This is a genomic window from Enterobacter cloacae complex sp. IR53030, from assembly GCF_049238365.1.
GTDB lineage: Bacteria > Pseudomonadota > Gammaproteobacteria > Enterobacterales > Enterobacteriaceae > Enterobacter > Enterobacter kobei.
The window spans coordinates 94,171-107,213 of the sequence record NZ_JBMKHA010000021.1 but is presented as its reverse complement, the minus strand read 5'-3'; the positions used below and the strand labels follow the sequence as shown (position 1 = coordinate 107,213).

The window sequence follows — 13,043 nt, the reverse complement described above, 5'->3', positions numbered from 1 at the left end:
ATCCATGTCACTTTGAGTGCCCACACAGATTGTCTGATAAATTGTTAAAGAGCAGTTGCAACGCGGCTTTCAGCTCACCGTTGCGAGGTCCCGTATATTACGTTTTCCTCATTCAGAGTCAAGCGATTATTTTTGCTTTTCTCTGTTGGCGCTCATCTCTGAACCCCGCTAACCCGGCGGCCTGTAAGCCGTTGTTCCGTGTCAGTGGAGGCGCATTATAGGGAGTTCTCAGACGTTGACAACCCCTCTTTTAAAAAAAACTTTCAACCGTCTCTTTTTTGCTCAAAACCGTGCTATAGCGCCAGTTTTTCGAGCGTTTGAAAGCCATAACGGCGTAAAACGGGTAAAAGTTGCTCAGTCTCTTTCGTAATTGCCATACAAAAAGCAATATTCGCATCGGCTGATTTCGCATCAGGCGCTTCATGTTCCAGCAGCCAGGCCGTACGACGCGCGATAGCCGCACCGGAATCCACCAGCCGTGTTCCCTCCGGTAGTACCTCTAACAGCTCTTCCTGTAGTAACGGGAAGTGGGTGCAGCCGAGCACAACCGTATCCGGGGGTTCGAGCATCCGCAACCATGGACGAAGAATACGACGCAGCTCGTCGAGTGATACCGCCTGTCCATGCAATTTCGCTTCGGCCATCTCCACCAGCTCTGCCGAACCGAGCATCGCAATCTGGCATTCGTTAGCAAAACGCTCGATCAGCTCGCGGGTATATGGGCGCTTTACCGTACCTCGCGTGGCCAGCAACCCCACAATGCCGTTCGCCGTCAAACGTGCCGCAGGCTTGATTGCAGGCACGACGCCCACAACCGGGAACGGGAATTTTTCACGCAGGGCGGGAAGGGAAACGGTGCTCGCCGTATTACAGGCGATGACGGCCAGTGCAAGGGGATAGCGCTTTTGCACTGCAGTGACGATTTCAACCACGCGCTCGACGATAAAGTCCTCACTCTTTTCCCCGTACGGGAACGCGACGTTATCGAAAGCGTAAATGTAATGGAGATCCGGCAGGAGATGCCGAATCTCATCATAGACCGAAAGCCCACCGACGCCGGAATCAAATACCAGCACGGTGGGACGCGGATTAGAAGGTGTAGCTGCCAGACAAGGTGTATTCCCGTCCTGCAGTTTGGTAGCCATAAACTGTCTCGTAATCTTTATCGAACAGGTTGGCTATTTTACCACGAACTGTGAGGTGTGAGGTGACAGGATACGAAACTGCGACATCCCACAGGCTGACACCACCCATTTTTACTTTCTCTGACGGATAAGTACCAAAGTCAGTGTCGTAACGCGTACCGAGATAGTGATAAGTCAGGCTCCAGTCGAAATCATAGATCTGCGTATCGAGCTGATATTTCACCTGCTGCTTAGCACGACGGTCCAGAAGTTCGTTGGTTGCTGCATTGCGGGCATCCACATAGTCGTAGCCCACAGTATGCGTCAACGGACCCGTATCAAACGATGCTGTCGCTTCCACACCTTTAATGCGTGCTTTACCGACGTTGTAATATTGCTGGAGGTTATTATTGAAGTCGATGAGATTATCAACGTCATTACGGTAGCCGGAAACGCGCCAGCTCACCCCCGCAGTCAGGCCTTCAAACGCGCCTTCCCACTGCTTGCTCTCTTCGGGATCAAGATGGTCATTGCCATAGAAGCCATAGAGTTGCCCCAGATTCGGTGCTTTATAGGCCGTACCATAAGAGGCAATGAAGCGGTAACCGTCCACGAACTCCCACGCTGCACTGCTTTGCCAGGTGCCATGACGACCAAACTGAGAGTTGTCATCGCTGCGAACTGCCCCTTCCAGAGTGACATCACCAAACTGCTGCAACCCCGTCAGGTAAACGCCGGTGTTACGCAAGTCATAGCCGTTGGTCACATAGTTTGTACCCGGTTCAGTGCTCTGCTTCTGCCAGTCAACGCCCGCGCCAATGTTCCCGTGACCCACATCAACAGAGTTGAGCCACTGGACGTTGTACTGTTTGATTTCATCCAGTGTCGCAGTCGAATCGTAACGGCCCAAACTCGGGTCGTAGTTATAGTCCTTGCTGTGGCTATAGCTGGTGAGCAGCTGTGAATGGAAGATGTCATCGTTGAAGCGCAATCCTGCATCCCAGGTCTGGCTATAGAGCTGACGGGTATCGACCAGTACGTCAGGCGTAAATGAACTGTAATAACCGTCGTAGGCCGTACGGTTGCTGTAGCCAAAGCCGCGAACAAATCCGCTCCACTGGTCTGAGAATGCGTGATCCACTGCGCCATAGAGCGTTTTATTCATAAAGCCGTCGCGATCGGTCTGGGCAAGGCCACCATTGTTGCCGTCCGCGACCACATCGAAACCTTTGGTATAGGTGTAATCACCCGCAAGCGTGACGCGCGTGCTGTCACCCAGCGTCTGCTGAGTGCTGCCGCCATAGTTTTGGTAACCGTGCGATCCTACGCCTGCATTCAGGGTCGTACCGTCCTTTGCGCGGGTGGTGATGATGTTCACTACGCCACCAATCGCATCCGAGCCATACACTGCCGAACGCGGGCCACGAACGTATTCGATACGCTGCACCAGAGCGATGGGGAACTGGCTGAGATCGGACGATCCCGTGACGCCCGCCTGGTTAAGACGGATGCCATCAACGAGAATCAGGACGTGGCTGGAGTTGGTACCACGTATAAAGAGAGAAGAGAGTTGACCCATCCCACCACTTTGCGCCGTATCCACACCGGGCAGGCGACGCATAACATCCAGGACTGAGGTTGATTGCCAACGGTCAATATCGGCACGCGTGACAACGGAGGTTGCCGCCAGAATAGTTTTTTCAGGTTGTTCAAAACGATTTGCCGTCACCACCAACGAGTCGGCGCTATCCTGCGCCCAGCTCGAAAATGCCGTGACGGACAGCGCCGTCAACAGCGATACTTTTTTAATCATTGTTAAAGCATCCACAATATAAGAAGGATGCCGCAGGCCCCATCGATAGCACGCGATGATGAAACCAAATGCGACGTGATCCCGGCAGGTCTTCGGGCTAGGTGGCGTTATACGGATGAAGACTTCCCATTTTCACAGTGTCTACAACGTTCATCCCGCCAGTCTTTACCGCTGCGCGTCAGCTCCAGAATTACACTGGATTCCCTTTTCACTCTCAGGAGACCGGAAACAGAATGCTACAATTAGACACGTATAGATGTCCAGACAGCTATGAGCCATTAAATCTGGACATCCCCTGCACAATGCCTACAATCCCCGCGTAATTCTTTATCACTCAGGACGCATCATGACCCCAGAACACCTCCCGACAGAACAGTACGACGCGCAGCTGGCAGAGAAAGTCGTCCGCCTGCAAAGTATGATGACGCCGTTCAACGCGCCCGTTCCCGAGGTGTTCCGCTCTCCCGTCAGCCACTACCGCATGCGCGCCGAGTTCCGCATCTGGCACGACGGAGATGACCTGTACCACATCATTTTCGATCAGCAGACGAAATCCCGCATTCGCGTGGACAGCTTCCCGGCGGCGAGTGAGCTCATCAACCAACTGATGACCCTGATCATTGACGGTGTGCGCGATAATCCGGTGCTGCGTCATAAGCTGTTCCAGATTGACTATCTGACCACGCAAAGCAATCAGGCGATTGTCTCTCTGCTCTACCACAAAGCGCTGACCGACGAATGGCGCGAACAGGCAGAAGCCCTGCGCGATGCGCTGCGTGCGCAGAACATCAATGTCCACCTGATTGGCCGCGCGACCAAAACCAAAATCATGCTGGATCAGGATTACGTCGATGAGCGTTTGCCGGTAGCGGGTAAAGAGATGATTTATCGTCAGGTCGAGAACAGCTTCACTCAGCCGAACGCCGCGATGAACGTGCAGATGCTGGAGTGGGCGCTCAAGGCGACGGAAGGATCTAAAGGCGACCTGCTTGAGCTGTACTGCGGTAATGGCAACTTCTCCCTGGCCCTGGCACGTAACTTTGATCGCGTTCTGGCAACCGAAATTGCCAAGCCGTCAGTTGCCGCCGCGCAGTACAACATTGCCGCTAACCATATCGACAACGTGCAGATCATTCGTATGGCCGCAGAAGAGTTCACGCAGGCCATGAACGGCGTGCGGGCGTTTAACCGCCTGGAAGGGATCGACCTGAAGAGCTACCAGTGTGAGACGATTTTTGTCGACCCGCCGCGCAGTGGCCTGGACAGCGAAACCGAAAAGATGGTGCAGGCGTACCCGCGCATTTTGTACATCTCCTGTAACCCGGAGACGCTGTGCAAGAACCTCGAAACATTAAGCCAGACGCACAACGTTGAACGTCTGGCGCTGTTCGATCAGTTCCCATATACGCACCATATGGAGTGCGGCGTTTTACTGACCGCACGGTAATCTGTAGGCCGTTTTTGGCAGGTGGCGCTTCGCTTACCTGCCCTACAAATAATTCATTACTCTGGTAACTGGCTCTTACGGCTACGCATGCGCGAGCCAATCCAGAATACCAGCGCCACAGACAGTACCGCAGGGAAGAAGTTAGATCCGATATCCGGATACTCCGCACGCACCACGGTGCTATACAGCAATACGCCCAGAATAAAGCAGGCAGCGGCCAGCCCCGGTAACCCCACCGGCATGGTGCGGTTCAGGTAACGTTGATGCAGGCAGTACACCGTCAGCACCAGCGCAATAAGCGGGAAAATCGAAAACGGAACAATTGAGCTAAAAATAGCGGCAAACGTCCCATTAATGGATAAGCCAGCGATCAATGCCAGCAACAGCGTCCCTTTATCCTGACCTGACTGTTTCATTACTCACCTTCACTCTTCGGTTTGATGTGCCAGTTTCTCTTGTTCACGGCGATACCAGTAGTACGCGCCTTTGGAGATCATCCTGAGCTGCAATACCAGTCGCTCTTCGAGCTGTTTGCGTTGTTCAATGCTGACATCCAGCGCTTCGGCACCCGCGCTGAAAACAATCGTCACCATCGCCTCAGCCTGTGCTTCAGTAAACGCACGCGGCATATGGTTTTCGAGTTCAAGATAGTCGGCAAGTTCCGCGATGAAGTGCTGAATTTCACGCGCGACGGCGGCACGAAACGCCGCCGATGTGCCCGAACGCTCGCGCAAAAGCAGACGAAACGCGTTGGGGTTATTGCCAATAAATTCCATAAAGGTCGACACGGAGGTGCGTATCACGCTCCCCCCTTTGGCGATACGCTGACGTGCCTGGCGCATCAGCTGGCGCAGCATCAGACCGCTTTCATCGACCATGGTCAGGCCCAGTTCATCCACATCACGGAAATGACGATAGAAGGACGTTGGCGCAATCCCGGCCTCGCGTGCGACTTCGCGCAGGCTCAAACTGGCAAAACTCCGCTCGGCACTCAGTTGACTGAATGCGGCTTCCACCAGCGAACGCCGGGTTTTCTCTTTTTGTTGTGCTCTTACGCCCATCACGATAGTTGAATCCTTCCAAAGGCCTGCTGGCACTATACCAGAGAATAAAATTAATCTGTTTGCCTGGCTTTGTGAATGATTGTTTACGTGCGGTTTGTGCTCCACTGCCGGAAAAAAGCACAACGATAATTGGGTTACCCTGGCAATGATGTTATGATTCTGTTGCTTTTATGTATAAGAACAGGTAAGCCTTACCATGCCACATTCCTACGATTACGACGCAATAGTTATTGGTTCCGGCCCCGGCGGCGAAGGCGCTGCTATGGGTCTCGTGAAACAGGGAGCCAGAGTAGCGGTCATTGAGCGCTACCATAATGTCGGCGGCGGTTGCACCCACTGGGGCACCATCCCTTCAAAAGCCCTCCGCCACGCCGTTAGCCGCATTATCGAATTTAACCAGAACCCTCTTTACAGCGACCACTCCCGACTTCTTCGTTCCTCCTTTGCCGACATCCTGAATCATGCGGATACCGTCATTAACCAGCAGACGCGCATGCGCCAGGGGTTTTATGAGCGTAACCACTGTGAGATTTTGCAGGGCAACGCGCATTTTGTGGATGAACACACCCTGGCACTTGAATGCCACGACGGTTCGGTTGAGACCCTCACCGCCGAAAAATTTGTGATTGCCTGCGGATCGCGCCCTTACCACCCTGCCGACGTCGACTTCTCGCACCCGCGCGTTTACGACAGCGACTCGATTCTGAGCCTGCACCATGAACCCCGCCACGTCATTATCTATGGCGCAGGGGTCATTGGCTGCGAATATGCGTCGATCTTCCGCGGAATGGATGTCAAAGTTGATCTCATCAACACGCGCGACCGCCTGCTGGCATTCCTCGATCAGGAGATGTCAGACTCTCTCTCCTACCACTTCTGGAACAGCGGCGTGGTGATTCGCCACAACGAAGAGTACGAGAAGATTGAAGGTTGCGACGACGGTGTGATCATGCACCTCAAGTCCGGTAAGAAGCTGAAAGCGGACTGCCTGCTGTACGCCAACGGTCGTACCGGCAACACCGATTCCCTGCAGCTGGAGAATATCGGACTTGAGACCGACAGCCGCGGTCAGCTGAAGGTCAACAGCATGTACCAGACTGCCCTGCCGCACGTTTACGCGGTCGGCGACGTGATTGGTTACCCAAGCCTGGCCTCTGCCGCTTATGACCAGGGCCGTATTGCCGCACAGGCGCTGGTGAAAGGTGAAGCGACGGCGCATCTGATCGAAGATATCCCGACCGGCATCTATACCATTCCGGAAATCAGTTCCGTAGGGAAAACCGAGCAGCAGCTGACGTCAATGAAAGTGCCATATGAGGTGGGTCGCGCGCAGTTTAAACATCTGGCGCGGGCGCAAATTGTCGGAATGAGCGTGGGGACGCTGAAAATCCTGTTCCATCGCGAGACGAAAGAGATCCTCGGCATTCACTGCTTTGGTGAACGCGCGGCGGAAATCATTCACATCGGCCAGGCGATTATGGAGCAAAAAGGCGGCGGTAACACCATTGAGTACTTCGTTAACACCACCTTTAACTACCCGACTATGGCGGAAGCCTATCGGGTCGCCGCGCTGAACGGCTTAAACCGCCTGTTTTAACGCGTTATCGAAATGGCCATCCATCGCACCGCGGATGGCCTCTGCCAGCTGCTCATAGCGGCTGCGCAGCGGTGACCCCGGACGATAAACAAGGCCGATCGTGCGACGCGGTTCCGGCTTAATGCACGGCAGATAAACCACGCCATCACGCTTACGCTCGCGCGGCACGGCCAGCGCAGGCAGCAGCGTAATCCCGCTTCCCGCCGCCACCATATTACGCAGCGTTTCCAGGCTGGTTGCGCGGAAATGGGTATCTTCGTCGGCACCCGCTTCAAAGCAAAAGCCCATTGCCTGATCGCGCAGACAGTGGCCATCTTCCAGCATCAGCAGCTTTTCACCGGCCAGATCGGCCATCGGCACGCGATCGCGGTTCGCCCACGGGTGATCTTCATAGATCGCCAGCATCATTGGCTCATCGAACAGCGGCACTTCAATAAACGCTTCGCTCTCTTTCACCAGCGCCAGAATAGCGCAGTCAAGCTTGCCGCTATCTAACTGCGCCAGCAGTTGATGGGTTTGCGCTTCATGCAGGTACATTTCGAGTTTTGGGAAAGTCTGGTGCAACATTGGAATAATGTGCGGCAAAAGATACGGGCCAACGGTTGGGATCAGGCCAATATGCAGTGGGCCGGACATCGCTTCCCCCTGCTGGCTTGCCATTTCCTTGAGCACTTTGACCTCGCGCAGCACGGTGCGCGCCTGATCCACCAGCAACAAACCGGCCTGGGTGAACAGTACCTTACGACTGGTGCGCTCCAGCAGCATCACGCCCAGCTCATCTTCCAGCTTGCGGATCTGACCGCTCAGCGTCGGCTGGCTGACGTGGCAGGAATCTGCAGCACGGCGAAAATGGCGGTGCTCGGCTAGCGCTACCAGGTATTCAAGATCACGAATATTCATTATTCATCCTCCGTCGCCACGATAGTTCATGGCGATAGATAGCATAGCAACGAACGATTATCCCTATCAAGCTTTCTGTTGAATAATACACCACATAGACGAGGCGGCACGTGTTTGACCCTTGACGTCCCCGCACCGTCATCGAGTTTCTCTCAAAACTCGAACAACTAAAGCCAACGTGAACTTTTGCGGACCCCGTGGTCCGCTTTTTTTTTGCGCAAAAAAGCCCGAGGTAAACGCAAAATGGCAACCGAAGTTGCCATTTTTAGTGTTTGCTCCCTCTCCCTGTGGGAGAGGGCCGGGGTGAGGGCACCCACCCGCACCGATCAAACCAACCGGTTTTTCGCATCCGTAATCGCCTGCGCGACCTGCTTCGGCGACACGCCGCCTTTCGCGGCACGCTTATCCAGGCAGGATTGCAGCGCCAGAATCGGATAGACATCCTCCCCGATAGCCGCACTGAACTTCTGCAGGTCAGCAAGCGCCAGGTCTTCCAGTGGTTTACCCTGACGAATGGCTTCCACCACCGCTTCGCCCACAATATGGTGCGCTTCACGGAACGGTACGCCCTTCGCGACCAGGTAATCCGCCAGCTCGGTGGAGTTGGCATACCCCTGCTGCGCCGCTTCCTGGCAGCGCGGACGTTTCACCTGAATGCCATCCAGCACCAGCGCACCCATATGCAGACAATCCAGCCAGGTGTCGAGCGCGTCGAACAGCCCTTCTTTGTCTTCCTGCATATCTTTGTTATAAGCCAGTGGCAGCCCTTTCAGGGTCATCATCATACCGGTAAGTGCGCCCTGCACACGGCCACACTTGCCGCGAATCAGCTCCAGCGCGTCCGGGTTTTTCTTCTGCGGCATCAGGGAAGATCCGGACGTCACGCGGTCGGACAGCTCCACAAAACCGGCTTCACCGGAGTTAAAGAAGATCAGGTCTTCGGCAAAGCGCGACAGATGCACCATCCCGATAGACGCATTGGAGAGCAGCTCCAGTACATGGTCACGGTCAGACACGCTGTCCAAGCTGTTACGGGTGGCAGAGGCAAAGCCCAGCCAGCCTGCCAGCTGCTCACGGTCGATTTCATACGCGGTACCGGCCAGCGCGCCGCTGCCCAGTGGGCTAACATCCAGACGTTTCAGGGTGTCCTGCAGACGGCTTTCGTCACGCGCCAGCATCTCAACATAGGCCAGACACCAGTGGGCAAAGGTCACCGGCTGCGCGCGTTGCAGGTGGGTATAGCCCGGCATCACGGCGTCCTGGTTGTTCTGCGCGGTCTCTACCAGCGCGCTCTGCAGCTGACGGTTAGCTGCCAGCAGCTCGCCAACGGTCTCTTTACACCACAGCTTCAGGTCGGTCGCAACCTGGTCGTTACGGCTACGGCCGGTGTGTAGCTTTTTACCCAACTGACCGACTTTGTCGATAAGTTTGCCTTCCACCCAGCTGTGAATATCCTCGGCATCGCTCTGCAGGATTTGCTGCGGATCCAGACGCACCTCTTCCAGAAGGTTATTCAGCGCCTCTTCCAGTTGTAGCTGCTCCTCTGCGGTCAGCACGCCAACGGTCACCAGCGCTTTGGACCAGGCCACAGAGCCGACAATATCCTGTTCGGCCAGGCGGTAGTCGAAGCGCAAAGAGTCATTGAACTGTTTGAACCGCTGATCCGCTGCCTGTGTAAAACGCCCACCCCAAAGTGCCATAACATGCTTCCTTAATATCTTTGAATTTCACTGCCCGGTGACGCTGCGCTTACCGGGCCTACAAAACATTAAATCGATTACGCTAAAATACGCGTGCCAATCGGCGTGCCGTTAAACAGCGCCGGCAGTTGTTCCGCGTGACGCCAGGAGGCGATATCCACCGGGCGACCCAGCGTGCGAGCGGCATCCAGCGCGGCGTTCACTTTGACGATCATGCCGTCAGTAATGATGCCCTGCGCGATCAGCTGTTCGGCTTTGGCCGCGGTCATTTCCGCGATGCGCTGGCCTTTGCCGTCCAGAATGCCGCTCACGTCGGAAAGCAGGATCAGGTCTGCGCCCAGCGTAGCCGCCAGAGCCGTTGCCGCCTGATCCGCGTTAACGTTCATTAGCTCGCCCTCTTCGGTCACGCCGATAGAGCTCACCACTGGCAGGAAACCACCTTCCAGCAGCGTGTTAATCAGCTTAGGCGAACCCGGCTGCGCCAGTCCAACGTGGCCGAGCTCTTCATCGAGCTGGGTCACTTTTACGCTGTCGCCATCCCCCAGACAGAGGCCAACGGAGGCGATATGATGTTTCTTCGCCCATGCCAGCAGCGTTTTGTTCGCCGTTCCCGCCAGCGCGCCGGTAATGATGTCAATCTGGTCAGCGGGCGTGACGCGCAGGCCGTTTTTCTTTTTCACCGGCAGGTTGAGCCCTTTCATCAGCTCATCTACCACGCAGCCGCCGCCGTGCACAATCACCAGCGGACGTTGGTGTGATTCACGATAGTTCACCAGCGCGGTAAACAGACGCTCCAGCGCTTCTTCGCTGTCCAGCAGTACACCACCGAGTTTGATAATTAATGGGTTCATCATCACACCTTAAATAAGAGCCTGCGTTTCAGGGAAGCCGAAACGAATATTTGCACACTGCATTGCCTGTGCGGCAGCGCCTTTGAGTAAGTTATCTTCTGCAGCGACCACAATCAGGTGCTCGCCCTGTACGGCAAAGCCGATGTCGCAGAACGGCAGCCCGACCACGTTTTTCAGCGCCGGCACGCCTTTGTCATACAGACGCACCAGCGGTTTATCCGCATACGCCTGCGTGAAGACCTCGCTTACCTGCTCTTTGGTCACGCCCGGTTTCAGGCGGCAGGTGATGGTTTCAAGGATCCCGCGCGGGAAGCTGCCCAGATGCGGCGTGAAAATGACGTCCGTACCCAGATGCGTCGTGATTTCAGGGTGATGGCGGTGATTAAACACGCCATACGGCTGAAGGCTCACTTCGCAGAAGCTATTAGAGATCGCCGCTTTGCGCCCTGCTCCGCTCACGCCGCTGGTGGCGTTGATCACCGGCCACTGGTTCAGATCCAGCAGACCTGCGTCGATCAGCGGTTTCAGGGAAAGTTGCGCCGCCGTCGGGTAGCAGCCCGGCACGGCAATCAGATCCGCTTCTTTGAGTTTGTCTGTTCTCCACTCCGCCAGGCCGTAAACCGCTTTTTCAAGCAGATCGGGGTGCTGATGGGTGAAACCGTAATATTTTTCGTAGAACGCGCCGTCGTTAACGCGGAACGCACCGGAGAGATCGAACACCACGCAGCCGGCTGCCAGGAACTGCGGTGCCAGGTCATGACTGACTTCGTGCGCAGTGGCTAAAAACACCACGTCAACGCCGTCGGTGAACTCACTGATGTCAGACATCGGCTGCAGCGGCAGATCGACAATGCCCAAAAGCCACGGATGCAAATCGGAAATTAACTTTCCTGCATCATTGCTTTGCGCTGACACGGTCAAAGCGGTTATGGTCATATGTGGATGGCGATTCACGTAGCTTACAAGCTCTGCGCCCGCATAACCGCTAGCGCCTACAATCAGCGTATTCAACATCGGGTTCCTTTATGCTCAACGTTAATGTATTTTTATTCACATTTATTGCATGAATATTGATACTATCACGACCTAAGGTGTGTCAACAATGAAAATGAACTTACCGCCATTTATCGAGATCTACCGCGCCCTGATTGCCACACCGTCCATCAGTGCAACGGAAGAAGCGCTGGATCAAAGCAATGAGTCTTTAATCAATCTGCTGGCGGGTTGGTTTAGCGATCTTGGGTTTAACGTTGAGGTACAGCCCGTCCCCGGAACCCGTCATAAATTTAACCTGCTGGCCAGCACCGGAACCGGTGCGGGCGGCCTGCTGCTTGCCGGTCATACCGACACCGTGCCGTTTGACGATGGCCGCTGGACTCGCGATCCGTTCACCCTGACCGAGCACGACAACAAACTCTATGGTCTCGGCACCGCCGACATGAAAGGCTTCTTCGCCTTTATCCTCGACGCGCTGCGTGACGTGAACGTGACAAAACTGAAAAAGCCGCTCTACATTCTGGCGACCGCCGACGAAGAGACCAGCATGGCGGGCGCGCGCTACTTCTCTGAAAACACGTCGATTCGCCCGGATTGCGCCATTATCGGCGAACCGACTTCACTGCAACCGATTCGCGCGCATAAAGGCCATATCTCGACGGCCGTGCGCGTGCTGGGCCAGTCCGGCCACTCCAGCGATCCGGCGCGCGGCGTAAATGCGATTGAGCTGATGCATGACGCCATCGGCCGCATCATGACCCTGCGCGACTCGCTGAAAGAACGTTATCACTATGACGCGTTCACCGTGCCGTATCCGACCCTAAACCTCGGCAGCCTGCACGGCGGCGATGCCTCCAACCGTATCTGCGCCTGCTGCGAACTGCATATGGATATCCGCCCGCTGCCGGGTATGACGCTGAGCGATCTCGACGGCTTGCTGAATGAAGCACTGGCCCCGGTGAGCGAGCGCTGGCCGGGCCGCCTGACGGTCTCCGAACTGCATCCGCCGATCCCGGGTTATGAGTGCCCTCCGGATCACCAGCTGGTTGAAGTGGTGGAAAAACTGCTTGGTGAAAAAACCGACGTGGTGAACTACTGCACCGAAGCGCCGTTCATTCAGACGCTGTGTCCGACGCTGGTCCTTGGCCCTGGCTCCATTAACCAGGCGCACCAGCCGGATGAGTATCTGGAAACCCGCTTCATCAAGCCCACTCGCGAGTTGATTACCCAGGTTGTGCACCACTTCTGCTGGCATTAAAAACTGCCCCTCACCCTACCCCTCTCCCCAAAGGGGAGAGGGAATTTGAACACCCTCTCCCCTTTGGGGAGAGGGCAGGGTGAGGGGAGTAAATCCCGCGATCTCCGTCACATTCCCATAAGCATCTCTTATCTGACGCAATGCGAATTAAATTTCGTAAATTGCCCGCATTTATTCGTTTGCTGAACCGTTTTCGCAGCAATTGACGACGGGGGTTTTACGTGGCTTTATAAAGGGAGATGACAAAATATTGTCCAGCAGATTTTCGCATGGGCATAAACAAAAATGATGGG

Annotated in this window: 11 protein-coding genes and 1 riboswitch; of the genes, 3 read left to right on the top strand and 8 right to left on the bottom strand. The window is 55.3% G+C overall.

All coding sequences use genetic code 11. The features are described from left to right. Window positions 1-293 precede the first annotated feature (293 nt). The gene (gene murI, locus ACOTXR_RS19560; RefSeq protein ID WP_058690354.1) at window positions 294-1,145 is read right to left on the bottom strand and encodes a glutamate racemase; all 852 of its coding nucleotides are present in this window, start codon (window positions 1,143-1,145) and stop codon (window positions 294-296) included. Then, window positions 1,090-2,937 (bottom strand): TonB-dependent vitamin B12 receptor BtuB, encoded by a 1,848-nt coding sequence (btuB, locus tag ACOTXR_RS19555; RefSeq protein ID WP_078310242.1) that lies wholly within the window; start codon window positions 2,935-2,937, stop codon window positions 1,090-1,092. The genes murI and btuB overlap by 56 nt, the downstream gene beginning before the upstream one ends. A gap of 66 nt (window positions 2,938-3,003) precedes the next feature. Beyond that, window positions 3,004-3,179: riboswitch (cobalamin riboswitch) on the bottom strand. Between the two features lie 104 nt (window positions 3,180-3,283). On the opposite strand from btuB, the gene trmA reads away from it, so the two are divergent. After that, a complete protein-coding gene (gene trmA, locus ACOTXR_RS19550) occupies window positions 3,284-4,384 on the top strand; it encodes a tRNA (uridine(54)-C5)-methyltransferase TrmA (protein ID WP_023331591.1) in 1,101 nt (366 codons plus the stop codon). Between the two features lie 56 nt (window positions 4,385-4,440). Here the strand turns inward: trmA and ACOTXR_RS19545 are convergent, their stop codons facing one another. Both ACOTXR_RS19545 and fabR read right to left on the bottom strand, forming a co-directional pair. Then, entirely contained in the window at window positions 4,441-4,800 is a 360-nt protein-coding gene (locus ACOTXR_RS19545; RefSeq protein ID WP_008501783.1) for a YijD family membrane protein, read from the bottom strand. Between the two features lie 9 nt (window positions 4,801-4,809). Next, window positions 4,810-5,448: an HTH-type transcriptional repressor FabR gene (fabR, locus tag ACOTXR_RS19540; RefSeq protein ID WP_008501784.1), complete on the bottom strand. Its 639-nt coding sequence runs from the start codon at window positions 5,446-5,448 to the stop codon at window positions 4,810-4,812. Window positions 5,449-5,644: 196 nt separating this feature from the next. Between fabR and sthA the strand changes: the two genes are divergently transcribed. Continuing rightward, window positions 5,645-7,045: a Si-specific NAD(P)(+) transhydrogenase gene (gene sthA, locus ACOTXR_RS19535; protein ID WP_014885685.1), complete on the top strand. Its 1,401-nt coding sequence runs from the start codon at window positions 5,645-5,647 to the stop codon at window positions 7,043-7,045. Here sthA and oxyR read toward each other — a convergent pair. From oxyR to argC, 4 genes are all read right to left on the bottom strand, one after another. After that, a complete protein-coding gene (gene oxyR, locus ACOTXR_RS19530) occupies window positions 7,028-7,945 on the bottom strand; it encodes a DNA-binding transcriptional regulator OxyR (RefSeq protein ID WP_014885686.1) in 918 nt (305 codons plus the stop codon). The genes sthA and oxyR overlap by 18 nt on opposite strands. Before the next feature lie 326 nt (window positions 7,946-8,271). Next, window positions 8,272-9,645: an argininosuccinate lyase gene (gene argH / locus ACOTXR_RS19525; RefSeq protein ID WP_047365887.1), complete on the bottom strand. Its 1,374-nt coding sequence runs from the start codon at window positions 9,643-9,645 to the stop codon at window positions 8,272-8,274. A gap of 77 nt (window positions 9,646-9,722) precedes the next feature. Beyond that, window positions 9,723-10,499, bottom strand: a complete 777-nt coding sequence (gene argB, locus ACOTXR_RS19520) for an acetylglutamate kinase (protein WP_086527814.1) — start codon at window positions 10,497-10,499, stop codon at window positions 9,723-9,725. 6 nt (window positions 10,500-10,505) lie between these two features. After that, a complete protein-coding gene (argC, locus tag ACOTXR_RS19515) occupies window positions 10,506-11,510 on the bottom strand; it encodes an N-acetyl-gamma-glutamyl-phosphate reductase (protein ID WP_058690352.1) in 1,005 nt (334 codons plus the stop codon). Window positions 11,511-11,598: 88 nt separating this feature from the next. Here argC and argE point away from each other — a divergent pair, with 88 nt between their 5' ends. After that, complete coding sequence (gene argE / locus ACOTXR_RS19510) at window positions 11,599-12,750, top strand: acetylornithine deacetylase (RefSeq protein WP_058690351.1); 1,152 nt, start codon at window positions 11,599-11,601, stop codon at window positions 12,748-12,750. Window positions 12,751-13,043 lie beyond the last annotated feature (293 nt).